Below are 25979 nucleotides of genomic sequence, written 5' to 3' on the forward strand. Positions count from 1 at the left end.
GCGCGGTTCAGCGGAAGCGGATCGCGCGGGGGCGGGCCGGGCGCTTGTGCCCGCATGCTTTCATCGCGCCGTCGATCATCGCCACCAGTCGGTCGCGCGCCTGTGCCAGCGGCCCCGGTTCGAGCCCGCGGTCGAGTGTCTCGAAATTGAGATAGTCGAGCCCGCGCAGGATCGCATAGTTGCTGAGCGAGCCGTCGGTATTGGCGACGCGTTCATAACTGACGTTGAAATCCGCCGCCTCCAGTTCGCGTCCGCAGAACGCCTCGCGCCGGTCGCCGCGCGCCAGCCATGGCAGGATCGCCAGCGTGTCGTCGTCGTCGAACGGATAGCGGCGCGACTGCGAGGCGACGGGTGAGAAGGTGCGGTTGCAGACGTGGATCGAGATCACGCTGTCGTGCACCGGATCGCCCGGCCGCGCGCACGTCGAGCGCGCCGGATCATAGCCGCGCGAATTTGTGTGCAGCGCGATCACCGGCCACGCGCCCTTTACCAGAGGGCTGAGCACCTGCGCGGCATAGCGCGGCAGGCCGTCATGGAAATTGCGATTGGGATCGACCCCGCGCCCGGTGCCGACCGATCGATTACGGCGGATGCCGTCGGGTTGCCCCGCGACTCCCGAATCGACCGCGATCAGCGTGCCGCCGTATCTGCGCAGGCCGACCATCGCCGCATCGAAGCCGGCATTCTCGTCGTCATGCGGCACGAACCATAGCGGTCCGTGCGGGCGCCTGCGGTCGGCGATACGGAACAACCGCCATGTCGCGCGCTCCTCGCCGAAGTCGATCCGGTCGACCGTTAGCCCGCGCCACGTTGCCGAGTCGCGGTGGCGAGCAAAGTCGTCGTCCTGCACGGCCATCGGATTGACGCGGGTGACGGCGACGGGGGCCGGGGTCTGTGCGGCAAGCAGCAGGGGCGCAAGCGCTGCCAACCACCACCGTTCGTGCTGAGCCTGTCGAAGCACTGTCTTTCTCTGGATGAAAAGAGGAAGGGCAGGGCTTCGACAAGCTCAGCCCGAACGGCCTATTGGGTCGCAGTCGGCACCCCGTAAAGGTCGTGCTCGTCTGCGTCCTCGATTACCACGCGGGCGATGTCGCCCACCTTCAGCGCCCCGGCGTCGCGCAGGAACACCTCGCCGTCGATCTCGGGCGCGTCGGCCTGCGATCGCGCGGTCGCTCCGCCGTCCTCATCGACCGCGTCGACGATCACCTCCAGCGTGCGGCCGACCTTCGCCGCCAGCTTCGCGGCTGAAATCGCGGCGGTCTTCTCCATCACGCGGGCGTAGCGTTCCTCCTTGACCTCCTCCGGCACCGGGTTCGGCAGGTGGTTGGCTGACGCGCCCTCGACGGGCTCGAAGCGGAACGCGCCGACGCGGTCGAGCTGCGCCTCGTCGAGCCAGTCGAGCAGATACTGGAAATCCTCCTCGGTCTCGCCGGGGAAGCCGATGACGAAGGTCGAACGGATCGCGATGTCAGGGCACACCTCGCGCCAGCCCTTGATCCGCGCGAGCACCTTGGCGTCGTTCGCCGGCCGCTTCATCGCGCGCAGCACCGATGGGGAGGCATGCTGGAACGGGATGTCGAGGTACGGCAGCACCAGCCCCTCGGCCATCAGCGGGATGACCTGGTCGACGTGGGGATAGGGGTAGACATAGTGGAGCCGTACCCATGGCGCGATCTGGCCGAGTTCGCGCGCCAGATCGGTCATGTGCGGGCGCACCTCGCGGCCCTTCCACTGGCGCACGTCGGCCCGGATATCGATGCCGTAGGCGGAGGTATCCTGGCTGATGACCAGCAGCTCGCGCGTTCCCGCGGCGACCAGCTTTTCCGCCTCGCGCAGGATCGCGTCGGGGCGGCGGCTGACCAGGTCGCCGCGCAGGCTGGGAATGATGCAGAAGGCGCAGCGGTGGTTGCAGCCCTCTGAAATCTTCAGATAGCTGTAGTGGCGCGGCGTGAGTTTCAGCCCGGCGTCGGGGATCAGATCGACGTAAGGCGAAATACCGGCCGGCGCGGCCTCGTGCACCGCCTCGACCACCTGTTCATATTCATGCGCGCCGGTGATCGCGAGGACATTGGGGAAGCGCGCGCGGATCACGTCCGCTTCCTTGCCCATGCACCCCGTCACGATGACGCGGCCATTCTCCTTGATCGCCTCGCCGATCGCCTCCAGCGATTCCTCCTTGGCGGAATCGAGGAAGCCGCAGGTGTTGACCAGCACGACGTCGGCCCCGGCATAGTCGGGCGACATCTGGTAGCCGTCGGCGCGTAGCTGGGTCAGGATGCGCTCGCTGTCGACCAGGTTCTTGGGACAGCCGAGCGAAACCATGCCGACACGCGGCGGAGAGGGGAGTATTGTAGCCATGGGAATGCGCCGCGACATAGGCGATTTGCGGGCAAACTTCTAGGTGGCCGTCACCCCCGGAACACGAACCACGCGCCCGCCGCGATCAGGGTGAAGCCGATGACGTGGTTCATCGTGATCCGCTCGCCGAGATAGAGGATCGAGAAGCCGGCGAAGACCGCCAGCGTGATGACTTCCTGCATCCCCTTCAGCTGTGCGGCGGAATAGACGTTGCTGCCCATCCGGTTGGCCGGCACCGCCAGGCAATATTCGAAGAAGGCGATGCCCCAGCTGACCAGGATCGCGGCCCAGATCGGCGCCGCCTTGTGCTTCAGATGCCCGTACCAGGCGAAGGTCATGAAGATGTTCGACACGACCAGCAGGCCGATCGGAAGCAGGCGCTCGGTCATTTCGCCGGCGTCGCGGTGATCTCGACGATGGTATCGCCGCTCCGGAGCGCCTGCGCCTCGGGCTCATGCCGGCCGAACGACTGGTCGCCGCGATAGAGGCGCAGGCCGGTGCCGGTGTCGAGGCCGGAGAGCGGACGCCCGACCTCATCCGCCGTCACCGGGCGTTCGCCCAGCGCGACCTTGCCGTGGACCGAGGCGAGATCGGTCAGATAGTCGGTCACATGCCGTCCGCTGCACGCGCTCGCCAGCAGCAGTCCGGCGAAGCTGACCGGGTTGATGACCGTGGTGGCGCCGGCGGCGCGGGCCGGAAATTCATTGTCCTCGTTGCGGACGACGACGCTGATCGGCAGGTCTGGCGCCAGGTGCCGCGCGGTCAGCGTGATGAGGATCGAGGTGTCGTCGCGCCCCGCCGTCACGATCATCGCTCGGGCACGATCGACCGCGACGTCCTTCAGCGTCTGGTCGCGGGTCGCATCGGCGTCGATCACGATGCACCCGCACGCCTTGGCGCGGGCGAGCGCGGCGGCGCTGGTATCGATCACCACGAAGCCTTCGGGCTTCTCGCCGCGCGCGATCAGTTCGTCGATCGCCTCGCTGCCGGTTTCGCCATATCCGGCGACGACGATGTGGCCGGTCAGGGTGCGTTGGATCAGGGCCATGCGCCATTTGTCCCAGGTTCGCTTGAGCACGAAATTATATGCGGTGCCGATGAACAGCAGCACCACGAAAACGCGGATCGGCGTGACGATCAGCGCGTCGAACATCCGCGCGCGATCGCTTACGGGCGCGATGTCGCCATAGCCGGTCGTGGTGATCGAGATCATCGTGAAATAGACGACGTCGAGGAAGCTGACATGCCCGTCGTAATTGTCGCGCAGGCCCGTCCGGTCGAACCAGTGCACCGCGACGGCGAGGCCGACCAGCGCCAGCACCGCGAAGACGCGCCAGCCGATCGACAGCCACACCGGCAACTGGCCCTTGCGCTTCAGCGTGCCGGGCGGGGAGCCGCGGGTCATGAGTGGGTTGTGATCGCGCCGTTCCCCGGCGAAGGCCGGGGCCCAGGCTGGCCGGAGCTTGCAAACTGACGGTACAGGGGGGGCGAACTGGACCCCGGCCTTCGCCGGGGAACGGTGAGCGTGGCGGGCATCACGCTCACCGTCCCGGCAGATAATTCGCCGGGTTCATCGGCGTGCGTCCCTGGCGGACCTCGAAGTGCAGCATCGGGCGGTCGGCGAACCCGCTGTCGCCGGAAAGCGCGATGCGCTGGCCCTTCTTCACCGATTGCCCGCGGGTGACGAGCAACTGGCTGGCGTGGCCATAGACGGTCGTCAGGTTGGTGCCGTGGCGCAGGATGATGAGCCCGCCGAACGCCGCCACGTCGCTGCCGGCATAGGCGACGACGCCGTCGGCGGCGGCCAGGATCGGCGTGCCGACCGGCACCGCGATCTTGATCCCGTCGTTGCGCTCGCCCGACTGGCCGGGACCGAAGCGGCGGACGATGCTGCCCGACACCGGCCACACGAACTGGCCGGGCGCGGCGGTGGGCGGTGCGACCTGCGCGACGGACGGGACCGGCCGCGCGGGCGTGGTGGTCGGGCGCACGGGGCGCTGGTTGCCGGCGATCGCCGGTTCGCTGCCCGTCACCAGATCGTCGATGTCGAGCCGGAAAGCGGCGGCCCGCTCGGCCGCGGTCATCGGGCGCTGGCCCGCCGCCGTGCCGCCGGGGATCAGGATGCGCTGGCCGACGCGCAATATGTACGGCTCCTCCAGAGCGTTGTCGGTCACCACGCGGCTCCAGTCGACGCCGTAGGCACGCGCGATGGCGATACCGGTCTGGCCCGCGCGGACCAGGTGCCAGCGTCCGCCGGGGATGGCCAGCCGCTGGCCGGCGCGGATGGTGAACGGGGAGGACAGGCCATTGGCGCGGGCGATCGCCTCCGATCCCGCGCCGGTCTTCTCGGCGATTGAGCGTAGGCTGTCGCCCGGCTGCACGACATACTCTTGCGCCGCCACGGTGCGTGCATCGGGCGACACCGGCTGCGCCTTCCACGCCGGCGGGGGGGATTGCGGCGCGACCACGCCGTCGTCGAGTGTCTGGCGCTGATAGTCCTGATAGTGCTGGGGCGGCGGTGGCTGTGTCGGCGACGCATCGTAGCGCGGCCCCTGTCCGCCCGGAATGCACCCCGACAGCGCGACCAGCGCGATCGCGGCGACCAACCCCCTCTTGCCCATCGCTTCCCCCTCAGCCCCCGTAGGCCGCGGCGACCTTAGCAAGCGATTCACGATGCGTCATATCCAGATGCAGCGGCGTGACCGTCACATAGCCCATTTCGATCGCTTCCAGATCGGTGTCGGCGACGGGCGAGAAGGGGACGCGGCCGAGACCCATCCAGTAATAGTCGAACCCGCGCGGATCGGTGCGCTTGTCCAGCCGCAGCCGGCCATAGTCGCGCAGTCCCTGCGACACGACCCTGATGCCGGCAACCTCGTCGGCGGGCACCGGCGGGAAGTTGACGTTGACCAGCGTGCGCGGCGCCCACTCCATAGCGATCAACGGACGCAGCGTGCGTTCGGCCCAGGCCTCCGCCGCTTCGAAACTCACCCGCTCGCCCGGCGCCGAAAGCGCATAGCGCTGGCTGAGCGCGATTGACGGTATGCCCGCCAGCGCACCCTCCATCGCGGCGGAGACAGTGCCCGAATAGCTGACGTCCTCGCCCAGGTTGGCGCCGCGATTGATGCCAGACAGGATCAGGTCGGGCTTCGCATCCTTCATGATCTCGGCGAGCGCCACCATGACGGCATCGGTCGGGGTGCCGGTGACGGCCCAGCGCTTCTCGCCGAAGCTGCGCAGCCGCACCGGATCGGTCAGCGTCAGCGACCGGCCCTTGCCCGACTGTTCCTCGATCGGCGCGACGACGGTGACGTCGTCGCTGATCGTGCGGGCGATCTGTTCCAGCAGCTTCAGCCCGCGAGCATGAATTCCGTCGTCGTTGGTAAGGAGGATGCGCATTGCGGTTCGCCACTGCTTCCGTTCGTGCTGAGCTTGTCGAAGCACCGTCCTTCGTGCGGCAAGCGATCAGCGGGGGTATCGAAGAACGGCCCTTCGACAGGCTCAGGGCGAACGGATGTTATCTCGGCTCCAGCCGCTCCACTCCGCCCATGAACGCTCGCAGCGCCTCGGGCACCGCGACCGCGCCGCCCTCCTGCTGGTAATTCTCGATCACCGCGACCAGCGTGCGCCCCACCGCCAGCCCCGATCCGTTGAGCGTGTGGACGAAACGCGTGCCCTTCTCGCCCGCCGGGCGATAGCGCGCGCTCATGCGGCGCGCCTGGAAATCGCCGCAGGTCGAACAGGACGAAATCTCGCGATAGCGCGCCTGGCCGGGCAGCCACACCTCAAGGTCATAGGTGCGCGCCGCGGTGAAGCCCATGTCGCCGGTGCACAGCTTCATGCGGCGGAACGGCAGGCCCAGCTTCGTCAGGATGTCCTCGGCGGCCGCCGTCATCCGCTCATGCTCGGCTTCCGACTGGTCGGGCGTGGTGATCGACACCATCTCGGCCTTCTCGAACTGGTGCTGGCGGATGAAGCCGCGCGTGTCGCGACCCGCCGCACCCGCTTCCGACCGGAAGCAGGCGGTCAGCGCGGTGAAGCGCAGCGGGAGCTCGTCCTCGCTCAATATGCTCTCGCGCACGATGTTGGTCAGCGACACCTCGGCGGTCGGGATCAGCCAGCGGCCGTCGGTGGTGCGGAACAGGTCGTCGGCGAACTTGGGCAGCTGGCCGGTGCCGAACACCGCCTCGTCGCGTACCAGCAGGGGCGGCACGACCTGTTCATAGCCATGTTCGCCCGAAAGCGTCGCCAGCATGAACTGGCCGAGCGCGGAATGGAGGCGCGCCGCGTGCCCGCGCAGCAGCGTGAAGCGTGCGCCCGACAGCTTGACGCCGGTATCGAAATCGAGCCCCAGCGCTGGTCCGATCGCGTCATGTTCGGCCGGCGTGAAGGCAAAGTCGGGCAGGGTGCCGCGTTCGTGCACCAGCGCATTGTCGTCCTCGCCGGCACCCTTCGGAACGTCGCCCAGCGGCAGGTTGGGGATCGCCGCCAGCGCGGCCGACAGCTCTTCGGCAACCTGTTTCTGTTCGGTCTCGATCAGCGGCAGGCGTTCCTTCAGCGCGGCGACCTCGGCCATCAGGTCGGTGGGGTCGTCGCGGCGCGCCCTGGCCGCTCCGATCGCCTTCGACGCCTCGTTCCGCTGCGCCAGCACGGCCTGCATCTCGGTCGTCAGCGCGCGGGCGCGCTCGTCGGTCGCCAGCAACGCGGCCGATTGCGGCGCCAGGCCGCGCCTGGCCAGGCCGGCGTCGAAGGCTTTCGGATTTTCTCGGATGGATCGGATGTCGTGCATGGGCCGCGGCTATGACGCTCGGGCGCGGGCTTCGCAACCCGGCTGCGGGCGGGGCGTTTGGATAGGGACACGCAAAAGAAGGAGACCGATATGCGCGTTCCCAACAATGCCCTCGTCGTCGTGGCGGACGGTCGCAAGATGCTGTTCCTGCGCAACGAGGGCGACGGCCTGCATCCCAACCTGCAGGTCGAACACGCGCAGGAACAGATCAACCCCAGCGACGGCGAACAATCGAGCGACCGTCCCGGCCGCTCCTTCGCCAGCTTCTCGCCGGGGCGCAGCGCGTATGAGGAAACCGATTTTCACCAGCTGGAGGAAGATCGCTTCGCCGCAGAGACGGCCGCCCTGCTCAAAAAGCGCGCACTGTCGCAGGATTTCGAATCGCTCATCATCATCGCCCCGCCCAAGACGCTGGGCGAGATGCGGAAACATTATCACAGGGAAGTCAGCGAGCGGCTGCTCGGCGAAATCGACAAGACGCTGACCGGCCATCCGATCGACGAGATCGAGAAGGCGCTTGTCGCGGCCCAGTAACGCGACACGCCCGGAATGACGAAGGCCCGGCTCCCTCGAAGGGAACCGGGCCTTTCATCTTGCCGAATAGACGTGAATCAGGCGGCGGCGTCGGCCTTCTTCTTCATGAAGCGACGGCGGATGACCAGCGCGGCCGCGGCGCCGCCGAACAGCAGGACCATCGGCGGGGCGGGAACAGGGGTCGGCCCACCGCTCGAACCGGTGTTACCGCTCGATCCCGTCGAGGTATGGCCGCCGTTAGAGGACCAGCCGCCGTTCGACGACCAGCCGCCGCACTTGTACTTGCATTCCCAGCCCTTCGACGACGATCCCGACGAGCTCGAGGTGGACGTCGATCCCGACGTGCCGGTCGATGTGGAGGAAGACGTTGACGACGATGTCGACACGTTGCCGCTGGACGACGAACTCGAGCTCACGTTGCCGCTGGAGGACGAGCTCGAACTGACGTTCCCGCTTGAAGACGAGGTCGAGCTGACGTTGCCGCTGGACGTCGAAGTGGACGACCCGCCGGTCGAGGTGGAGGTCGAAGACCCACCGGTCGATGTGGAGGATCCGCCGGTCGAGGTCGACGTCGATGATCCGCCGGTCGACGTCGATGACCCGCCCGTGGAGGTCGACGAACCGCCGGTGGAGGTCGAGGTCGAACCCGACGATGTCGATGAGATGATGACGCCGCTGCTGCCCGACGATCCGCCGCCGAAGAAGCCGCCCGCGAAGAAGCCGCCGACGAATCCGCCGCCACCGCCGCCGCCGATGATCGCGGGACCGCCGCCGCCGCCGCCAACGATCATCTCGCCGCTCGATCCGACATAGGGCGGGGGCAGGGGAACAGGTGCGCCCTGCGTGGTCACGACCACGCCGCCGCTGGTCGTTTCGGTGACGCGGCGGATGACGCAGCGGACCTGGCGACGCGAACTGCCGCTGCCGACCCACATGCGGCCGTAGGTGGTGGTCGTCGCCGTGCTCGATTCGCCGCCCTGGATCACGCCGTGGCCACCCTGTCCGGCGCCATGGGCGTAATCGGCGCCCGCGCCTGCACCGTGCGCCCCGCCCGAGCGGACCACCTTGGTCGTGCCCGCACCGCCGACCGGAAGGCATTCCGTCGCGCGGCTGTAGGCAATTTTCCGCTTTACGGGCGGCGCGCGCCGGACCGGCGGTGGCGCCTTCTTGACGCTCGGCTTCGCCGCGAAGTTACGCTTGGCCTGCACCTGATCGGCGACATGCACCGCACCGCCACCGATCAGCGCGCCGCCTGTTGCGGCCGCCGCCAGTTTCGCCAGAGCCATCCGTACCGACATCTGCTTTTTCCCGTACTGTCCGAACCGCCGTGTGACTACAGCTGTTCCGGTGTCCCATCCCAAGAAGTGCAGAACAAAGCGTTAAGTGCAATCTCATTAACCACGTTATTATCATCAAGTTTGAGAAATATTGATACTTCACCGCCGTTTCCATGGTTAACGTATTGTTGTGGGACACTCGATCGGTAACAAAGCCACTTCGTCAGGTCGCTACGGAAGCACTTGATCAACCCGGCGGCGAATCGGTGTTCAGGCGCGATACAGCGACTCTGTGCCATGGCCGCCACAGATCACGGACGTTCGCGAAATCGCTCGCTTGTGAAGGCGTTGCGCCTCCCGTATAGGCGGCGCGGGCAAAACAAGGCGGTCTCGCAGGGGCGGCACGATCCCGGCGGGAAACCGAGGTGGAGAGTGGGGATGGCAACTGTTCTTGAGACGTCGGGTGGCGACTTTCCCATTCCGGCGAACGACATTGGAAACGGTTACCGGCCCAGCGCCGACGAACCGTTCATGAACCCGCGACAGCAGGACTATTTCCGCGCGAAGCTTAATGGTTGGAAGGATGCGATCTATCGCGAGGCCGCCGGCACGCTTTCCCAGCTGCAGGCAGATTCTCTTCGCGAATCCGATCTGGCGGACCGCGCCACCAGCGAGACCGACTGGTCTATCGAACTGCGCACCCGCGATCGCCAGCGCAAGCTGATTGCCAAGATCGATGCCGCGCTGCGCCGTATCGACGAAGGCGAATATGGCTATTGCGAGGTGACTGGCGAGCCGATCTCGCTAGGCCGGCTCGAAGCGCGACCGATCGCGACGATGACGGTCGAGGCGCAGGAACGCCACGAGCGCAACGAGCGGGTATCGCGCGAGGACTGACCATCCTGCTTCCGGGGCTGACGGCGGCATGTTTGGCGCCGCATTTACGCTTTTGATATGATTACATGGTCTAACGCTGGGCAAACAACCTCCCAGCGGCCGGAATGATGGACCAGTTTTCGAACGATCCCAATATCTACACCGCCGAAGACGAGGCGACCGCCCAGCGAGGCGGTGCCCGCGACAGCCTGTTCCTGTCGGCGCGACTCGTCCTGCCCGCGCTGGCGGCGCCGGTTACGGTGCGCGTGCGAAACCTGTCGCCCGGCGGCCTGATGGCCGAATATTCGGGACGTGCCTCGATCGGCGACGCGGTCGAGGTCGAGGTGCGCGGGATCGGCGCGATTGCCGGTCAGGTCGCCTGGATCACGGAAGGCCGCCTCGGCATCGCTTTCGAGACCGAGGTCGATCCGTTGCGCGCGCGGAAACCCGTCGCGGTGCCGCCGCGGCCACAGCCGCCCAAGCGCAAGCGCGCCGTTCTTTAGGGTCATGCCCCATTAATTGCGATGGTCGTGACGGAGCGGATTCTGGTTCAGGGCAAGGAGAGAGGAGCGGAGCGATGCCAATGCATCGTGACCGACGATCGACGCCGCCCTGGGCCAGAATCCGCCCGCCGCTTCGCGGTTGCCCGGACGCGCCCGCCGATCTGCGTCGCGGGTCTTGCGTGTAGCTCTGCTACGCGCTGCGATCTGCTCCTTGCCGGGCGAGCGCGTCCGGGCAATCACGTCCATCGCAATTAATGGGGCCTGACCCTCAGGCATCACGGCTGCGGCGAACGCTCTTCGAAATCTGTATACTGATGAAAAATTGAAGCCCGGCGCACGTTTCGCCGGGCTTCGTGCTATTGCTCGTGCCGTGTCAGTGCGCGGCGACGGTCATTTCTTCCTTCAGCCGCAACTTGCGCTTCTTCAGGTCGGCGATCACCGTCTGATCGGGCGCGGGGCGTCCTTCCTCATCGGCGATCCGGGCGTCGAGCGAGGCGTGCTTCGCCTCGAGCGCCGAAAAATGCGCGGTCTGCATGGATGGTATCTCCTTGCTGGTTGTTGAGGGAAAACCCAGTAGATCATGAACCGGTCCGCTTGTCGCGGGTGTAAATCGATGCAATCGACGACCGGAGCGGATTTCGGCGACGGGCCGAATCGTCGCTGCTGCGGAAGGAACGATGGACGAAGCCGAGATCAGGCGCCGGATCGAATTGCTGCGGGTCGAGCATCGCGATCTCGACGCGGCGATCGACGCGCTGCTGGCCGGTAGCGCCTCCGATCAGCTGCAGATCGCCCGGCTGAAGAAGCGCAAGCTGCGGCTGAAGGACGAGATCGCCCAGCTCGATGATCTGCTGGTGCCTGACATCATCGCCTGACAACAGGTTCGCGCGCGCCGGCTTCGACCCGGATCGGGACATTTTCGGCGAGCCGATTCAATCCGGGCGTGGCGTGGGGCGGGGGGCTGTGGCAAGCTGCCCGAAATGGGGGAATACGGAGCAGGTGATGCGTGACGGGCCGCATTCTCGGATGCACCGCAGGCTGGTCGATTCGCTGTATGTCGAGGCGATGCTGCTCGCCGACGAGGCGCGCGGCTATTTCGACGAGGCGGGGCGGGCGGATCGCGACGCGCTGAGCGCGCTCGACCGCGTGGTCTTCTCGTGCGAGTCCATGAAGGTCACGACGCGTCTGATGCACGTGATCGCCTGGCTGCTGACCCAGCGCGCGGTGGCAAGCGGCGAGATCGCGATCAAGGACGCGCTTGATCCCTCGCGCCGGCTGGGGGGGGCGCCCGCGACTGATGAGGATGCGGTCTCGACGCTGCCCGACGGCGCCAGGCTGCTGATCGGCGGCAGTATCGACCTCCACGCCCGCGTCGCCCGCTTCGATCGCGCACAGGCTCGGCCGCGCCAGTATGACAGCCCGGTTCAGTCGATGCAGGAACGCCTGAAGCTCGCGATGGCGGGGTAATCCGACGGCTCGCGGCTAGGGCGCCGAAATGACCTGAATGTCGATCGGTCCTTAGAGCGACAGCCGGGCCCGCGCCGCGCGATATTCCTCGATCAGTTGCGCGACATAATCGGCCGCCGGGCGCACCGCGCCGATCGCGCCGATCCCCTGGCCCGATCCCCAGATGTCCTTCCACGCCTTGGCCTTGCTGCTGTTGCCGTCGGCGAAGCTCATCGTGCTCAGGTCGCCCTCGGGCAGATTGTCCGGGTCCATCCCCGCCGCGACGATCGACCCGCGCAGGTAATTGCCGTGCACCCCGGTGAACAGGTTGGAATAGACGATGTCGGCCGCGCGTCCTTCGACGATGCCTTGCTTGTACCCGTCGACCGCATTGGCCTCCGTCGTCGCGATGAACGGCGATCCGATATAGGCCAGGTCCGCACCCATCGCCTGCGCGGCGAGCACCGCACCGCCGTTGGCGATCGCCCCCGACAGCGCGAGCGGCCCGTCGAACCACTGGCGGATTTCCTGCACGATCGCGAAGGGGGACAGTCGCCCGGCATGGCCACCGGCGCCTGTCGCCACCGCGATCAGGCCGTCGGCGCCCTTCTCGATCGCCTTGCGCGCGAAACGATCGTCGATGATGTCGTGCAGCGTTATCCCGCCCCAGCCGTGGACGGCGGTGTTGAGATCCTCGCGTGCGCCCAGCGAGGTGATGACGATCGGCACCTGCCACTTCGCGCAGGTCGCCATGTCGGCCTCCAGCCGGTCGTTGGACTTGTGGACGATCTGGTTGACCGCGAAGGGTGCCGCCGGGCGATCGGGATGGTCGCGATTGTGCGCCGCCAGCTCCTCGGTGATGCGGTGCAGCCATTCGTCCAGCAGCGCCTGCGGTCGCGCGTTGAGCGCGGGAAAGGACCCGACGATTCCCGCCTTGCACTGCGCGATGACCAGCTCGGGGCTGGAGATGATGAACAGCGGCGAGCCGATGACCGGCAGCGCCAGGCGATCAAGGAGGGGGGGTAAGGCCATATCGGGTTTCATGCCGCAACCGAAATGGGCTGTCCAGCGCGAGGCGGTCGCCCCGCGTTGACAGCCGCCGGGGCGAGCCGCCACGCTGACGGTGGATGGAGAGGGGATGCCGTGATGCCGCGCCTGTTCCTGCTGCTGATCGCGCTGGCCGTGCTGGGCGCGTGCGTCGCGACGCCTCGTGGATCGCCGCCCGGCACCGATCGGGTGGTGACGCCGTTGCCGCACGGCTGGCGCTTCCTGGACGGTCCTGCGCCGGTCGCGGCGGCGCAACCGGGCTTCGACGACGGCGACTGGGCGCCCGTCGCGCTGCCGCACAGCTGGAACGCGCTCGGCGTCTACACCACCGAGGCCAATCCCCCGCAACGCAAGCGGCAGGGCGAGGGCTGGTATCGCCTGACGCTCGATGGCGCGGCGCTGCCCGATCGCCCGCGTCATTATCTGCAGTTCGACGCGGTCGGGAATGTCGCCGACGTGTGGGTCAACGGGCGGCATGTCGGGCGCCACGCCGGCGCCTTTTCGCGTTTCCGCTTCGACGTGACGGACGCGCTGGTTCGCGCCGGCCCGAACCTGATCGCGATCCGTGCCGACAATTCGAAACCCGCGCCGGGCAGCCCGACCGAACATGTGATCCCGCTGCTCGGCGATTTCTTCATCCACGGCGGGCTGTACCGGCCGGTCTCGCTGGTCAGTGTCGGCGATGCGCATATCGACCTGCTCGACCACGGCAGCCCCGGCGTGTTCGTCCGTGCCGACGAGATCGGACCCGATGCGGCGACGGTGCGGGTGCGGACGAAGCTGCGTGCGCCGGCCGGCGTGACGGTCGCGACCCTGCTGCGCGACGCCGCCGGGCGCGAGGTCGCGCGCGATGTCGCTCGCAGCGACGGAAGCGCCGCGATCGAACAGGCGATCCGCCTGCCGGCACCGCGCCTGTGGGACGGGCGGCGCGATCCCCATCTCTATACCGCCACCGTCGAACTGCGCGACGGCGCGCGCCTGCTCGACCGCGTCGTCGAACGGTTCGGCGTGCGCCGCTTCGCGATCGATCCGGCGCGCGGGTTCGTCCTCAACGGCCGCCACCTGCCGCTACACGGCGTGTCACGGCATCAGGACTGGCTGGGGCAGGGCTGGGCGATCGGCCGCGCCGAGCACGAACGCGACATGGCGCTGATCGCGGAGATGGGTGCGAACAGCATTCGTTTCGCGCACTATCAACATGCGGAGGAGTGGTTCGACCTGTCGGACGAGGCGGGGATGACCGTCTGGGCCGAACTGCCCTTCGTCAACAAGGTCGCGTTCGGCGACGCGGCGGCCAGCCCGGAATTGATTGCCAACGCCCGCGCGCAGATGATCGAGTTGATCCGCCAGAACTACAATCACCCTTCCGTCGTCACCTGGGGGACGGGCAACGAGGTCGACATCGACCTGGCGTTCAATCGCCTGGGTCCTAGGGCCGACGCGCGACCTTTGCTCGACGACCTTCACGTCCTCTCGCGGGCGGAAGATCCCTCACGCCCGACCGTCATCGCCGATTGCTGCGAGGCGACGCCCGGCGACAAGGTGGCGTACCTGCCGGTCCTGACCGGCCATGCCGACCTGATGGGCTACAACCGGTATTTCGGCTGGTATTACGGCAAGCCGGCCGACCTCGGCCCGCACCTCGACATGCTGCGCGCGCGGCACCCGACGATCCCGATCTCGGTCAGCGAATATGGCGCGGGCGGCGCCCTCAGCCAGCACAGCGACGATCCCGAGGGCGGCCCGATCAGCTCGGGCGGACGCCCGCATCCGGAAGATTATCAGGCCTGGTTCCACGAACGCAGCTGGCCGCAGCTGCGCGATCGGCCGTATCTGTGGGGCAATTGGATCTGGAACATGTTCGATTTCTCGACCGCGCCGCGGCGGGAAGGCGACGCCACCGACATCAACGACAAGGGGCTGGTCAGCTTCGACCGGCGAACGCGCAAGGACGCCTTTTATTACTACAAGGCGCAGTGGTCCGCCGATCCGGTACTGCACATCACCCAGCGTCGCTACACGCGCCGCGCCTATCCGGTCACCGACGTGCGGGTGTACAGCAACGCGCCCGCCGCGCGGCTTTCGCTCAACGGCCGCGATCTCGGTGAGCGACCATGCCCGGAACGGATCTGCGTGTGGCCGGCGGTGCGGCTCGATGCCGGTGCGAACCGCCTGGTCGCCGTCGCCGGCGACCTTCGCGACGCGGTCGACTGGGACGCGCCCGATGCGGCGGCAGGTTTGACGATCAACGCTGGCGACCTCGCCGGTTTCACCGCCGCCGACGGGCACCGTACCGGCTCCGATGCCTTCTTCCGTGGCGGCGAGGCGCACCGCATCGCCGGGGCGGAGGTGGAGCGCCTGTCCGGCGTCGGCGATGCCCGGCTGCGCAGCGGATATCGGACTGGTCGTTTCAACTACGCCATCCCGCTCCCGACAGGTCGCTGGCGTGTGACGTTATTGTTCGTGGAGCCGACGATTCGCGCCCCGCGACGGATAACGGTCGCGGCCGAGGGACGGATGAAGCTGCGCGCCTTCGATCCCCGCGCCGCGGCGGGCGACGTGCTGCGCGCCGTCGAACGCAGCTTCGACGTGACGGTGGACGACGGCACGCTGGACCTCGATTTCGGCGACGACGCGATCCTCTCCGCGATCACGGTGCGCCCGGCGGGCCGATCCGTCGCTCCGTGATGAACGGACCTGCAACCCGCCGTTCAGCCGGCGCGTTGCATCCTTCCCGGCGCAAAGGAGATTTTCGATGAAGGCCCTGCTGCTGCTTGCCCCGCTCGCCATCCTCGCCACCCCGGCGGCGGCGCAATCGCGTGCCGAACCGTACCGGGCGCTCGGCACCGAACCCTTCTGGTCGCTGACGATCGATCGCGCGACCATCACCTACAAGCCGATGCAGGGCCGCGCGACCACGGTTGCCAGGCCGCGCCCGATCACCGGCATCAACGGCGAACTCTATCGCGCGCGCGGGATGACGGTGGACATCACCCACACCCGCTGTTCCGACGGGATGAGCGACCGGACCTATGCCGACACCGTCAAGGTGACGATTGGCCGGCGCACGATGTCGGGCTGCGGCGGCCGGGTCCTGAGCGAGCGTCCGGGCAATCCCGGCAATCCGGACGGCGGCATGCTGTCGAACAGCAACTGGCGTATCTCCGCGATCGACGGCCGCCCCGTCCGGCTGGAGCGTCCCGCCACCGTCGGTTTCACGCGAGACCGCATCCAGGGGAAAATCTGCAATGGCTATGGCGGTGGCTATCGCTTCCATCGCGGCACGCTGACGACCGGTCAGGTCATCTCGACCCAGATGTACTGCGCAGGTGGCGCGAGCGACGTCGAGAACGCCTTCTTCCGCATCCTTCGCCAGCCGGTGAAGGTCAGCCAGGGCAACCGCGACACGCTGGTGCTGACCGGCGGGCGTTCGACCGTCACCCTGCGGCGCGAGCGGTAACTACTCTGCCGCCGCCTCGCCGTCGTCATTCTGTGCCGGGGGCAGGGCGGCGACTTCGGCTGATGACGGCTTGGCGGAAACATCGACGGTATCGACAGCTTCGATGTCTCGCGCGCCCGTGCCGACGCTCAGTTGCTTGAACTTGCGTGCGGACACCATGACCCGGCCGTCGAAGCTGGATACGAACTTGTTGTAGTTGTCGACGGCCGAGTTGAGGCCGTTACCCACGCGCTTCAGATGGCCTGCCGCAACGGCGAGCCGATCGTGCAGCTCCTTGCCCAGAGCGTCGACTTCCTTCATGTCGTCGATCAGCTTTTCCTGCCGCCAGATGTTGGCGACGGTCTTGGCGATCGCGACCAGGTTGGTGGGCGTCGCCAGCAGCACGCGGCGCTCGATGGCCCATTCCCACAGCTGCGGGTCCTGCTCCAGTGCGGCGTAGAGGAAATGCTCGCCGGGAATGTACATCACGACATAATCGGCGGCGTCGCCGAACTTGTCCCAATAGCTTTTCGATCCGAGTTGCTGCGCATGGGTGCGCACCGACATGACATGCGCCTTCATCGCGCTGGCGCGGGCGGTGTCGTCGGTCGCGTCGCTGGCGTCGAGGAAGGCGTTGAGCGAGCATTTCGCGTCGATCACGAGCTGCTTGCCGCCAGGCAGGCGTACCACCACGTCGGGGCGCAGCACGCCGTCGTCGGTTCCGACCACCACTTCCTGCTGGAAATCGGCGAAGGGCGAGAGGCCGGCCTGTTCGAGCACGTTGCGCAGCGACTGCTCGCCCCAGCGCCCGCGCGCCTTCGGGCTGGTGCGCAGCGCGTTGACCAGCTTGGCGGTCTCGTCGCGCACCTGGCCCTGGCCGGCGCGGACCTGCTCCACCGCCTCGCGCAGGCCGGCATAGCTGTCGACGCGATCCTTCTCGACGCGCTGAAGCCCTTCCTCATAGCGTTTCAACGTGACTTCGACGGGGGCGAGCAGTGCCTTGATCTTCGCCTCATTGGCCTGGCCTGCCTCCCCGAAGCGTTCGTTGGCGCGCTTCAGGAACAGATCCTGCGCCTCGACCAGCATCGTCTGCGCGGTCTCGCGGAACTGGCCCGCCATCACGTCCTTGGCCGCCTTGAATTCGGCCAGACGCTCCTCGAACGCGCCGGCCTTGGCCTTCAGCTCGGCCAGTTCGAGGCGGGCCTGGTCCCGCTCCCGCGTGGTCAGCTCCAGCGCGTCGCGCAGCTCGGGCATGTCGCGCACCCGTTCGGACGCCACCGCCAGCTCGGAAATCGCGCGCTTGAACTCCTCCTCGCGCGCATCGCGCTCCGCCCGCGCCGCCACCACTCCGCGGCTGCCGAGGAGCCAGCCCAGGCCCACCCCGACGACGAGCGCGAGCAGGATCAGCAGGAAGAGGGCGGAATCCATGGTCGGCGGGGCTCGCGTCTAAGGGAACAGACGGCGAACCTATCCCGTGGCGGCCGGCACGGCAAGCGGAGTGCGACAGGCGGTTCGCCGCACCATTCCATTCCCGCCCCGCGAGTTGGATCGTCAGGCCGCGCGCCGCGCCTTGTTTAACTTCTTGACCAGCATCTCGCGCTTCAACCGCGAAATATGGTCGATGAACAGCACGCCGTTCAGATGGTCGATCTCGTGCTGCATGCAGGTGGCAAGCAGCCCGTCCATCTCATCCTCGTGCACGGCGCCGTCGCGGTCGAGCCACTTCACCCGGCACCGCGCCGGTCGCTCGACCTCGGCATATTGCTCGGGGATCGACAGGCAGCCTTCGTTGTATTTGGAGGTTTCGTCGCTGGTCGACAGGATTTCAGGGTTCACGAACGCCCTGGGGTCGCGGATCGGTTTGCCCTCGTCGTCCTCGCCTTCCTGCAGGTCGATCACGACGACGCGCTTCGTCACGCCGACCTGCGTCGCGGCCAGGCCGATGCCGCGCGCGGCGTACATCGTCTCGAACATGTCGTCGATCAGTGTGCGGACCTCGTCGGTCACGGCGTCGACCGGCTGGGCGACCTCGCGCAGCACGGCGTCGGGAATCTCGTAGATGGTCATTACGGTCATGACACCAGCGGCTAACCCCGCCGGCGGCTCCGCGTCAAGCGACGGGGCGCCGCGCGCGCAATGCCTGCGCCAGTGTGCCTTCGTCCAGATAGTCCAGCTCGCCGCCCACCGGCAGTCCGTGCGCCAGCTGTGTCACTCGCACCGGAAACCGCTCGATCCGCTCGGCCAGGTAATGCGCGGTCGTCTGCCCCTCCAGCGTGGCGTTCATCGCCAGAACCACCTCGTCGATCCCTCCGCCCTCGATCCGGCGGACCAGGGCGTCGATGCTGAGATCCTCCGGTCGCACGCCTTCCAGCGCCGACAGTCGCCCGCCCAGCACATGGAACCGTCCCGGAAACAGCCGCGAGCGATCGAGCGCCCACAGGTCGGCGACCTCCTCGACCACGCACAGCGATCGCGCGTCGCGGCGCGGGTCTGCGCACACCGCGCACGGATCCGACGTGTCGACGTTGCCGCAGACTTGGCAGGTCGCCAGCCGCGCATTGACCGCCTCCAGCGCGGAGAGCAGGGGGCCGAGCGTCGTCTCGCGCCGCTTGAGCAGATGCAGCACCGCGCGCCGGGCCGATCGCGGACCGAGGCCCGGCAGCCGCGCCAGCGCGCTCGTCAGCGCCTCGATCTCGGGGGAAGCCATATCGGGAACAGATAAGGGGTTGCGTCGCCGCGCGCCAGCGTGTCGAAGCGCCGCCATGCGGATCGTCTTCATGGGCACCCCCGATTTCGCCGTTCCCGCGCTTGATGCGCTGGTGGAGGCCGGGCACGAGGTTGTTGCGGCCTATAGCCAGCCGCCGCGCCCCGGCGGGCGGCGCGGGCGTGATCTGGTGAAGTCGCCGGTGCATGTCAGGGCGGAAGCGCGCGACATTCCGGTGTTCTCTCCGGCATCGCTGCGTTCTCCCGAGGCGCAGGCGGAGTTCGCCGCGCACGACGCCGACGTCGCGGTGGTCGCCGCCTACGGCCTGATCCTGCCGCAGGCTGTGCTGGACGCGCCGAAACACGGCTGCCTCAACATCCACGCCTCGCTCTTGCCCCGGTGGCGCGGCGCCGCACCGATCCAGCGGGCGATCCTGGCCGGCGACGTGGAGACCGGCGTCGGGATCATGCAGATGGAAGCAGGGCTGGACACCGGCCCGGTCCGTGCCGAGGCGCGCACGCCGATTGACAGCAAGACGGCAGGCGGGCTGACGGGGGAACTCGCAGCGCTCGGGGCGGCGCTGATGGTCGAGGTGCTCGCCGATCTCACCGCCTTTCCGCCGATCGCCCAGCCGGGGGAAGGCGTCACCTATGCCGCCAAGATCGACAAGGCGGAAGCGCGGCTGGACTTCACCCGCACCGCCGAAGACGTCGAGCGCCAGGTCCGCGCCTTCAATCCCCCCGGCGCCTGGTTCGAGTTCGCGGGCGAGAGGGTTCGTGTCCTTGAAGCAAGCATGTGCCCCGGCGAAGGCCGGGGCCCAGCCTCGGCCGATCCGGCGCTGGGCCCCGGCCTCCGCCGGGGAACGGTGGTGGACGACGCCGTGACCATCGCCTGCTCGGAAGGCGCGATCCGCCCGACCCTCGTCCAGCGCGCGGGGCGCGGCGTGATGCCCGCCGCCGATCTGCTTCGCGGCCTGCCCATTCCCCCCGGCACCCAATTGTGACTCGCTTCGCGCTCACCATCGAATATGACGGCCGCCCGTTCATGGGCTGGCAGCACCAGCCGCACGGCCCCAGCGTCCAGAAGGCGATCGAACAGGCCGCGAGCAAGATCACCGGCGAGGATGTGCTGGTCTATGCCGCCGGCCGCACCGATGCCGGCGTCCATGCGCTGGCCATGCGCGCGCACTGCGAAATCGCCCGCCCGATCGCGCCGTTCCGCCTGATGGAGGCGCTGAATGCCCTGCTCAGGCCCGATCCGGTCGCGATCCTCGCGTGTCAGCCGGTCGCGGACGACTGGCACGCGCGCTTCTCGTGCACCGCGCGCCACTATGAGTATCGCATCGTCAATCGCCGCGCGCCGCTGACCTGGGACAAGGGGCTTGCATGGCAGATCGCCCGCCCGCTCGATGCCGCCGCGATGGCGGAGGGCGCGGCGCACCTGATCGGCCGGCATGACTTCACCACCTTCCGCTCGGCGCATTGCCAGGCGGACAGCCCGCTGCGCACGCTCGACCGGCTCGACGTCGCGCGCGAGGGCGGGGAGGTGGTGATCCGCGCCTCGGCCCGTTCGTTCCTGCACCATCAGGTCCGCTCGATGGTCGGCTGCCTTGCGCTGGTGGGGGAGGGGAAATGGGGCCCCGCCGACATGCGCGCGGCATTGGAAGCGCGCGACCGAGCCGCGCTTGGCCACAATGCGCCGCCCGACGGCCTCTATTTCGTCCGCGCCGATTATCCGGGAGAGAAACCGTGACCCAGCCCCCGCGCACCGCGCTGTTCCTGCCCGCGTCGAATCCGCGCGCGATCGAAAAGGCGCGGACGCTCGACGCCGACATGGTCATCCTCGATCTGGAGGATGCGGTCGCGCCGGATGCCAAGGCCGATGCCCGCACCGCCTCCGTCGCCGCAGTGGCGCAGGGGTTCGGCGACCGCCTCGTCGCGATCCGCGTAAATGGCGTCGGCACGGCGGATCATGCCGCCGATCTGAAGGCGGTGGCGGGGTCTGCCGCGGGGTGGGTGGTACTCCCCAAGGCGGAGGATGCCGATGCCTGCGCCGCCGTGGCAGCCGCCACGAACAAGCCGCTGCTCGCGATGATCGAGACGCCGCGCGGCGTGCTCGCCGCGCCCGCCATCGCCGCCGCCGCCGGGGTCGCCGGGCTCATTGCTGGCACCAACGATCTGCGCGCCGAACTGTGCATTCCGCCCTCTGCATCACGCGACAGCCTGTCGGCGAGCCTCCAGGTGATCGTTCTCGCCGCGCGGGCGGGCGGCGCGTGGGCGATCGACGGTGTGTTCAATGCGCTCGCCGACGCCGCCGGACTGGACGCCGAATGCCGCGCCGGCCGCGCGCTGGGTTTTGACGGCAAGTCGCTGATCCATCCGAACCAGATCGCCGTCGCCAACGTCGCCTTCGGCCCCACCAAGGAGGAAGTGGAAGATGCCCGCGCCCTCGTCGAGGCCTTCGCGGGCGGTGCCGAGCGCTTCCGCGACCGGATGATCGAGGCGATGCACGTCGCGCAGGCCCGCGACCTGCTCGCGCGGGTCACCCACTAGCGGCGCGCGGTAAGCGCGGTTACATGGCCCGCCAACCTTCGACTCGCGAACGAACTGGCACACCCATGATCGACATTCCCCTCGGCCTCACTTTCGACGACGTTCTGCTGCTGCCGGCCGAGAGCGAGGTGCTGCCGTCGGGCGCCGATACGCGGACCAGGCTGTCGAAGGGCATCGACCTCAACATCCCGATCCTGTCCTCGGCCATGGATACCGTCACCGAGGAAGCGATGGCGATCATGATGGCGCAGCTGGGCGGCATCGGCGTGCTCCACCGCAACCTTGACGTCGATCAGCAGGTCGCGGCGGTGAAGGCGGTCAAGCGGTTCGAAAGCGGCATGGTCGTCAACCCGATCACCATCCGCCCCGACGCGACGCTGGCCGAGGCGCAGGAACTGATGCAGCGGCACCGGATCAGCGGAATTCCGGTGACGGAAGGGTCGGGCCGGCTGGTCGGCATCCTCACCCACCGCGACGTGCGCTTCGCGGAGAACCCGCGCCAGCCCGTCGCCGAACTGATGACGCATGAGAATCTCGCGACGGTGGCCGCCGGCGTGACGCAGGATGAGGCACGTCGCCTGCTGCACCAGCGCCGTATCGAGAAGTTGCTGGTCGTCGATGAGAATTACGCCTGCGTCGGCCTCGTCACGGTGAAGGATATCGAGAAGGCGGTGACCTACCCCTCCGCCACCAAGGATGCCGCGGGCCGCCTCTGCGTCGCCGCCGCGACCACCGTGGGCGACAAGGGCTTCGAGCGGACCGAGGCGCTGATCGATGCCGAGGTCGATCTGGTCGTCATCGACACCGCGCATGGCCATAACAAGGACGTCGCCCGCGCCGTCGAGCGCGTGAAGAAGCTCAGCAACCGCGTCGAAGTGATCGCGGGCAACGTCGCCACCGCCGAAGCAACCCGCGCGCTCATCGATGCCGGGGCCGACGGCGTGAAGGTCGGCATCGGTCCGGGTTCGATCTGCACCACCCGTGTCGTCGCCGGTGTCGGCGTACCGCAGCTCACGGCGGTGATGAACGCGGCCGAAGCGGCGGCGAAATCCGGCATTCCCGTCATCGCCGACGGCGGCCTGCGCACTTCGGGCGATCTCGCCAAGGCGCTGGCCGGTGGCGCATCGACCTGCATGGTCGGATCGCTGCTCGCGGGCACCGAGGAGGCGCCGGGAGAAACCTTTCTCTATCAGGGCCGTGCGTATAAATCCTATCGCGGTATGGGAAGTGTCGGGGCGATGGGCCGTGGCTCCGCCGACCGCTATTTCCAGGGCGATATCAAGGACCAGCTCAAGCTGGTGCCCGAGGGGATCGAAGGTCAGGTGCCGTTCAAGGGCTCGGCACGCGAGGTGATCCACCAGCTGGTCGGCGGCGTTAAGGCGGCGATGGGCTATACTGGCTCGGCGACGATCGCGGATCTCCAGCTGCGCGCGCAGTTCGTCCGCATCACCGGCGCCGGCCTGCGTGAAAGCCATGTCCACGACGTCACCATCACGCGCGAGGCACCGAACTACCCGACGCGCTGATCCTTCTCCCAAATCCTCCCCGGCAAGGGGAGGGGGACCGCGCGCGCAGCGCGTGGTGGAGCGGTGTTACCCTATCCGGCTCCTCCGTCAGGCCTGCGGCCTGCCACCTCCCCTTGCAGGAGAGGATTTGGAGGTCGTTCACACCAAACAAACCGCTGGCAATGTTGGAATTGATTTGCTCCACCCGATTATGATGCACCGCTATCCCCACCCGCTACCGGTCGGTCACGCGTCGTTGCGCGTGTTTGCCGCTGCGCAAGCACAGCGGCGAAACACGCGTCCTGGCGTCAACCGCGTGTCAACATCGACGGTGTTTCGCTGACATGACCCCCGCCGCCCGCACCCAGGCCGCGATCGAATTGCTCGACGCGATCGTCGTTTCCGCCCGCGACGGCGGCCCCGCCGCCGATACGCTGATCGCGCGCTGGTTCGCGACGCGCCGCTTCGCCGGGTCGAAGGATCGCCGCGCGATCCGCAGCCTCGTCTACGATGCGATCCGCCTGCTCGGCGAGCGTCCGGCGAGTGGTCGCGCCGCGCTGCTCGCGCTCGCCTCTGAAAGGCCGGACATCGCCGAGACATTCGACGGCAGCAATTATGGTCCCGCCGCGATCGCCGCCGGGGAGCCGGTCGCGATCCGGGGCCTCGCCCCCGCGTGGCTGCGCGACGCGCTTCAGCGTTCGGGCCTCGACGCCGTCCAGATTGCCGCGCTGCTCGATCGCGCGCCGCTCGATATCCGCGTCAACACGCTGATGGGCAGCGGCGCCGACGTCCAGGCGCTGTTCCCTGATGCCCAGCCGATTGCGGGCGTGCCCGCCGGCCTGCGCCTGCCGTCCGATACGCCGGTCGAACGCTCGCCGGCGTTCGAGGGCGGGCTTATCGAGGTGCAGGACGCCGGCAGCCAGAAGGTCTCCGCCGCCGCCGGCGCCGCGCCCGGCATGACGGTGATCGATCTGTGCGCGGGCGCTGGCGGCAAGACGCTGGCCCTCGCCGCTGCGATGGGCAACGACGGCCGGATCGTCGCCACCGACACCGATCGCGCCCGGCTCCAGCGGCTCCAGCCGCGCGCCGACCGCGCCGGCGTCTCGATCGTCGAGGCGCGCCTGCTCGATCCGGGCGAGGAAGCCTCCGCGCTGGCCGATCTGCGCGGCGCGGCCGATGTCGTGCTGGTCGATGCGCCCTGCTCCGGCACCGGCACGTGGCGCCGCAACCCGGAGGCGCGCTGGCGGCTCACCCACGCCCGCCTCGAACGGCTCGTCGCCACGCAGGCGCGGCTGCTCGATCTTGCCGCCACCTTGGCGAAGCCCGGCGGTTCCATCACATGGATCGTCTGCTCGCTGCTTGATGCCGAAGGGGCGGACCAGATCGACGCCTTCCTCGCCCGCATGCCCGGCTGGCGGGCGGAGGTGCCGGCGGACGTCGGCACGCCGCACCGCGCGGGCGCACGGCTGACCCCGGCGCATGACGGGACCGACGGCTTTTTTGTCGCACGGCTGCGTGCGCCGTGATAGTTTCGGGCGCGATGCCCCGGTGGGAGTTTTTCATGCGCTATCTTTCGGTAGGGGCCGCGATCGGCCTGACCCTGCTTTCGCTTTCGACGTCGCTGTCGGGGCAGCGCCGCGACGATCAGGTCGATGCACGGTCGGTGGCGCTGTTCGAAAAGGGCAAGGCGGCGCGCGCGGCGGGCAATCTCGCCGCGGCGACTGACCTGATCGAAACCGCGCTGGTCGTCGATCCGCGCAACCGCGCCGCGTACCTGACGCTGGCCGAGATCGCCCGCGCGCAGAACCTGCCCGGCAAGGCGATCCGCTTGTACCGCGAGGCGCTAACCGTCGAACCCAATGACGTCGCGGCGCTGCAGGGGCAGGGTGAGGCGATGGTCCAGAAGGGGGCAGTCGAACGCGCCAGGGAAAATCTCGCGCGCATCCAGAAGCTGTGCCCCAAGACCTGTGCGGAGGGCACGCAACTCGCCGCGGTGATCGCCAAGGGGCCGCCGATCGTTTCGGCGGCGGCCCAGGTTGCCAAGCAGGACGCGCAGGAAAAGGGCAATAACTGACGTCATGAACGCAGGGATGCGGGAAAGCGGGACCACGCTCGACCCGCACTATGACACGAACGGCCTGATCACCGCCGTCGTCACCCATGCCGGCAGCGGCGAGGTGCTGATGCTGGCCCACATGAACGCGGAAGCGCTGGCGGCGACGCTGGAGGGCGGGGAGGCGACCTTCTGGTCACGCTCCCGCCAGGCGCTGTGGAAGAAGGGGGAGACGTCGGGGAACGTCCTGCGGGTGGTCGAGGCGCGGATCGATTGCGATCAGGACGCGGTCTGGCTCCGTGTCGAGCCCGCTGGCCCGGCCTGTCACACCGGCGCACCCAGTTGCTTCTACCGCCGGATCGAGGACGGCCGGCTGATCCGCGACGCATGATCCGCGCCGTCTTCGCGCTGTTGCTGTTCCTCGCCGTGGCGAGTTGCCCGCGCGGGGAGGCCGGACCGGTGGGGCTCGCCGCACCGGACCTGGAAACCGCCGCGATCGCCCGCGGCCTTGTCCGTGATCCCGCCGACCGCGACCTCGTCGGCCTCTACGCCCGCGACACCGACCGCTTGTGCGTCGTCGAACGCGGCGGCGGTTACCGGATCGGTGCGGTGGTCGATTATGGTGAGGGGATCGGCTGCGCCGGTACGGGCAGCGTACGCCGGTCGGGCAGCGGGCTTCAGATCGATCTCGGCGGGGGCTGTACGCTCGACGCGAGCTTCGACGGCGACCATGTTCGCTTCCCAGCGACCCCGCCGGCTCCTTGCGCCCGCCTGTGCAATGGTCGGGCGACTTTCGCCTCGCTCGACGTCGAGCGACTCAGCCTCTCGGCGGCGGAAGCGGCGACGATGCGCGATCCGAGGGGGCGACTGCCTTGTGCGGCAGATTGACGTTCACG

At 68.2% G+C, this 25979-nt stretch carries 28 protein-coding genes; 16 read left to right on the forward strand and 12 right to left on the reverse strand.

Annotated features, from left to right (window positions below):
- Window positions 1-7: 7 nt before the first annotated feature.
- The 7 genes from VYI76_RS07245 to serS form a co-directional block, all read right to left on the reverse strand.
- Window positions 8-928, reverse strand: a complete 921-nt coding sequence (locus VYI76_RS07245) for a hypothetical protein (RefSeq protein ID WP_326524100.1) — start codon at window positions 926-928, stop codon at window positions 8-10.
- 92 nt (window positions 929-1020) lie between these two features.
- A complete protein-coding gene (gene rimO, locus VYI76_RS07250) occupies window positions 1021-2358 on the reverse strand; it encodes a 30S ribosomal protein S12 methylthiotransferase RimO (RefSeq protein ID WP_326524101.1) in 1338 nt (445 codons plus the stop codon).
- Window positions 2359-2408: 50 nt separating this feature from the next.
- Window positions 2409-2747 carry a DMT family protein gene (locus VYI76_RS07255; protein ID WP_326524102.1) on the reverse strand — a complete coding sequence of 113 codons (339 nt, stop codon included), beginning with the start codon at window positions 2745-2747 and terminating at the stop codon, window positions 2409-2411.
- Entirely contained in the window at window positions 2744-3763 is a 1020-nt protein-coding gene (locus VYI76_RS07260; protein WP_326524103.1) for a potassium channel family protein, read from the reverse strand. Before VYI76_RS07260 ends, VYI76_RS07255 begins: the two co-directional genes overlap by 4 nt.
- Window positions 3764-3899: 136 nt before the next feature.
- On the reverse strand, window positions 3900-4979 hold the full coding sequence (locus VYI76_RS07265) for a M23 family metallopeptidase (protein ID WP_326524104.1): 1080 nt from the start codon (window positions 4977-4979) through the stop codon (window positions 3900-3902).
- Between the two features lie 10 nt (window positions 4980-4989).
- The gene (surE, locus tag VYI76_RS07270) at window positions 4990-5757 is read right to left on the reverse strand and encodes a 5'/3'-nucleotidase SurE (protein WP_326524105.1); all 768 of its coding nucleotides are present in this window, start codon (window positions 5755-5757) and stop codon (window positions 4990-4992) included.
- Between the two features lie 118 nt (window positions 5758-5875).
- Window positions 5876-7147: a serine--tRNA ligase gene (serS, locus tag VYI76_RS07275; protein ID WP_326524106.1), complete on the reverse strand. Its 1272-nt coding sequence runs from the start codon at window positions 7145-7147 to the stop codon at window positions 5876-5878.
- A 90-nt stretch (window positions 7148-7237) separates the two neighbouring features.
- Between serS and VYI76_RS07280 the strand changes: the two genes are divergently transcribed.
- From VYI76_RS07280 to VYI76_RS07295, 4 genes are all read left to right on the forward strand, one after another.
- The gene (locus VYI76_RS07280; RefSeq protein WP_326524107.1) at window positions 7238-7681 is read left to right on the forward strand and encodes a host attachment family protein; all 444 of its coding nucleotides are present in this window, start codon (window positions 7238-7240) and stop codon (window positions 7679-7681) included.
- A 120-nt stretch (window positions 7682-7801) separates the two neighbouring features.
- On the forward strand, window positions 7802-8494 hold the full coding sequence (locus VYI76_RS07285; RefSeq protein ID WP_326524108.1) for a hypothetical protein: 693 nt from the start codon (window positions 7802-7804) through the stop codon (window positions 8492-8494).
- 902 nt (window positions 8495-9396) lie between these two features.
- Window positions 9397-9855 (forward strand): RNA polymerase-binding protein DksA, encoded by a 459-nt coding sequence (dksA, locus tag VYI76_RS07290; RefSeq protein WP_326524109.1) that lies wholly within the window; start codon window positions 9397-9399, stop codon window positions 9853-9855.
- Between the two features lie 104 nt (window positions 9856-9959).
- Window positions 9960-10337: a PilZ domain-containing protein gene (locus VYI76_RS07295; protein ID WP_326524110.1), complete on the forward strand. Its 378-nt coding sequence runs from the start codon at window positions 9960-9962 to the stop codon at window positions 10335-10337.
- 373 nt (window positions 10338-10710) lie between these two features.
- Here the strand turns inward: VYI76_RS07295 and VYI76_RS07300 are convergent, their stop codons facing one another.
- Window positions 10711-10872, reverse strand: a complete 162-nt coding sequence (locus tag VYI76_RS07300) for a YdcH family protein (protein WP_326524111.1) — start codon at window positions 10870-10872, stop codon at window positions 10711-10713.
- Between the two features lie 142 nt (window positions 10873-11014).
- On the opposite strand from VYI76_RS07300, the gene VYI76_RS07305 reads away from it, so the two are divergent.
- On the forward strand, window positions 11015-11212 hold the full coding sequence (locus VYI76_RS07305; RefSeq protein WP_326524112.1) for a YdcH family protein: 198 nt from the start codon (window positions 11015-11017) through the stop codon (window positions 11210-11212).
- A gap of 127 nt (window positions 11213-11339) precedes the next feature.
- Window positions 11340-11804 (forward strand): DUF1465 family protein, encoded by a 465-nt coding sequence (locus VYI76_RS07310; protein ID WP_326524113.1) that lies wholly within the window; start codon window positions 11340-11342, stop codon window positions 11802-11804.
- Window positions 11805-11855: 51 nt separating this feature from the next.
- Here the strand turns inward: VYI76_RS07310 and VYI76_RS07315 are convergent, their stop codons facing one another.
- The gene (locus VYI76_RS07315) at window positions 11856-12815 is read right to left on the reverse strand and encodes an NAD(P)H-dependent flavin oxidoreductase (protein ID WP_326525054.1); all 960 of its coding nucleotides are present in this window, start codon (window positions 12813-12815) and stop codon (window positions 11856-11858) included.
- Window positions 12816-12929: 114 nt separating this feature from the next.
- Between VYI76_RS07315 and VYI76_RS07320 the strand changes: the two genes are divergently transcribed.
- Window positions 12930-15518, forward strand: coding sequence for a glycoside hydrolase family 2 TIM barrel-domain containing protein (locus VYI76_RS07320; protein WP_326524114.1), 2589 nt, complete (start codon window positions 12930-12932; stop codon window positions 15516-15518).
- Window positions 15519-15585: 67 nt separating this feature from the next.
- A complete protein-coding gene (locus VYI76_RS07325; RefSeq protein ID WP_326524115.1) occupies window positions 15586-16290 on the forward strand; it encodes an META domain-containing protein in 705 nt (234 codons plus the stop codon).
- On the opposite strand, the gene rmuC is transcribed toward VYI76_RS07325, so the two are convergent.
- From rmuC to recR, 3 genes are all read right to left on the reverse strand, one after another.
- Complete coding sequence (gene rmuC, locus VYI76_RS07330; protein WP_326524116.1) at window positions 16291-17697, reverse strand: DNA recombination protein RmuC; 1407 nt, start codon at window positions 17695-17697, stop codon at window positions 16291-16293.
- A gap of 123 nt (window positions 17698-17820) precedes the next feature.
- Window positions 17821-18345: a peptide deformylase gene (gene def, locus VYI76_RS07335; RefSeq protein WP_326524117.1), complete on the reverse strand. Its 525-nt coding sequence runs from the start codon at window positions 18343-18345 to the stop codon at window positions 17821-17823.
- A gap of 34 nt (window positions 18346-18379) precedes the next feature.
- Entirely contained in the window at window positions 18380-18976 is a 597-nt protein-coding gene (gene recR, locus VYI76_RS07340; protein ID WP_326524118.1) for a recombination mediator RecR, read from the reverse strand.
- Window positions 18977-19031: 55 nt separating this feature from the next.
- On the opposite strand from recR, the gene fmt reads away from it, so the two are divergent.
- The 8 genes from fmt (at window position 19032) to VYI76_RS07380 (ending at window position 25971) form a co-directional block, all read left to right on the forward strand.
- Window positions 19032-19976, forward strand: a complete 945-nt coding sequence (gene fmt / locus VYI76_RS07345; RefSeq protein ID WP_326524119.1) for a methionyl-tRNA formyltransferase — start codon at window positions 19032-19034, stop codon at window positions 19974-19976.
- A complete protein-coding gene (truA, locus tag VYI76_RS07350) occupies window positions 19973-20725 on the forward strand; it encodes a tRNA pseudouridine(38-40) synthase TruA (RefSeq protein ID WP_326524120.1) in 753 nt (250 codons plus the stop codon). Before fmt ends, truA begins: the two co-directional genes overlap by 4 nt.
- Window positions 20722-21525, forward strand: a complete 804-nt coding sequence (locus VYI76_RS07355; RefSeq protein WP_326524121.1) for an HpcH/HpaI aldolase/citrate lyase family protein — start codon at window positions 20722-20724, stop codon at window positions 21523-21525. The genes truA and VYI76_RS07355 overlap by 4 nt, the downstream gene beginning before the upstream one ends.
- Window positions 21526-21593: 68 nt before the next feature.
- Window positions 21594-23051 (forward strand): IMP dehydrogenase, encoded by a 1458-nt coding sequence (gene guaB / locus VYI76_RS07360; RefSeq protein WP_326525055.1) that lies wholly within the window; start codon window positions 21594-21596, stop codon window positions 23049-23051.
- A gap of 323 nt (window positions 23052-23374) precedes the next feature.
- Window positions 23375-24556: an RsmB/NOP family class I SAM-dependent RNA methyltransferase gene (locus VYI76_RS07365; protein WP_326524122.1), complete on the forward strand. Its 1182-nt coding sequence runs from the start codon at window positions 23375-23377 to the stop codon at window positions 24554-24556.
- Window positions 24557-24591: 35 nt separating this feature from the next.
- Window positions 24592-25104, forward strand: a complete 513-nt coding sequence (locus VYI76_RS07370; RefSeq protein ID WP_326524123.1) for a tetratricopeptide repeat protein — start codon at window positions 24592-24594, stop codon at window positions 25102-25104.
- Between the two features lie 4 nt (window positions 25105-25108).
- Window positions 25109-25474 carry a phosphoribosyl-AMP cyclohydrolase gene (hisI, locus tag VYI76_RS07375; RefSeq protein ID WP_326524124.1) on the forward strand — a complete coding sequence of 122 codons (366 nt, stop codon included), beginning with the start codon at window positions 25109-25111 and terminating at the stop codon, window positions 25472-25474.
- Complete coding sequence (locus VYI76_RS07380; RefSeq protein ID WP_326524125.1) at window positions 25471-25971, forward strand: hypothetical protein; 501 nt, start codon at window positions 25471-25473, stop codon at window positions 25969-25971. Before hisI ends, VYI76_RS07380 begins: the two co-directional genes overlap by 4 nt.
- Window positions 25972-25979: the final 8 nt, after the last annotated feature.

Origin of the sequence: Sphingomonas sp. (assembly GCF_035910975.1) — a bacterium.
Lineage (GTDB): Bacteria > Pseudomonadota > Alphaproteobacteria > Sphingomonadales > Sphingomonadaceae > Sphingomonas.